Genomic DNA, 644 nt, shown 5'->3' on the forward strand with positions numbered 1-644 from the left:
AGACCCAAGTGTGTCAACAGCCGCTACAGCATCAACACCCACTACAGCGTCAACAGCCGCGAAAGAGCCAACAGCTGCAGCAGCCGCCGCCACAGTGTCAACAGCCGCTACAGCATCAACAGCCGCTACGCTGGGAGGAATTACCACAGGTTCCCTTCTGGCGGGCGGATTGGGATTGGGGATTGTCGGCTATTCAACCTATCAGTGGATTACCGGTTACCGGGAGGGATTGCGTGGTCAGAAGCTGGCGATGAAACCACTGACTCGTGGTAGAGAGTTGGTAAGCGCTGCGGTCAACTCGGTATCACAGGGTATTCAGGGAATCAGAGAACGAATGAACAGGCAGAGTGTTTCTACGCAGGAACTAGCCCATGAAATGAGCCAGGTACAAGACTGACAGAGCTGAGAAATCAGTGCCAGGTCTTGTAGGAGGTTCTTCTGAACTTGTTGCGGGTCAGGCGTAAGAAGATAAAAGCAAGGTGTTAAACGCTGATCTGGCTGGTCATTGTTCAGTGGATTGCCTGCAACATCCCTATTATGACGCTGAAGTCGGTCTGCCCGCTGAATCAGCAAATACAGCAGCCTTGTTTGACAGACCTGATAATTAAGTCAATGGCTTGAACAGGATCATAAAAGATATTGTC

At 51.1% G+C, this 644-nt stretch carries 1 protein-coding gene; it reads left to right on the forward strand.

All coding sequences use genetic code 11. The features are described from left to right. Positions 1–397, forward strand: a 397-nt coding sequence (locus tag J7438_RS26810) for a hypothetical protein (RefSeq protein WP_209279066.1), incomplete at its 5' end; no start/stop codon positions are given. Positions 398–644 lie beyond the last annotated feature (247 nt).

It is taken from the genome of Thalassotalea sp. G20_0 (genome assembly GCF_017744175.1).
Lineage (GTDB): Bacteria > Pseudomonadota > Gammaproteobacteria > Pseudomonadales > Endozoicomonadaceae > Endozoicomonas.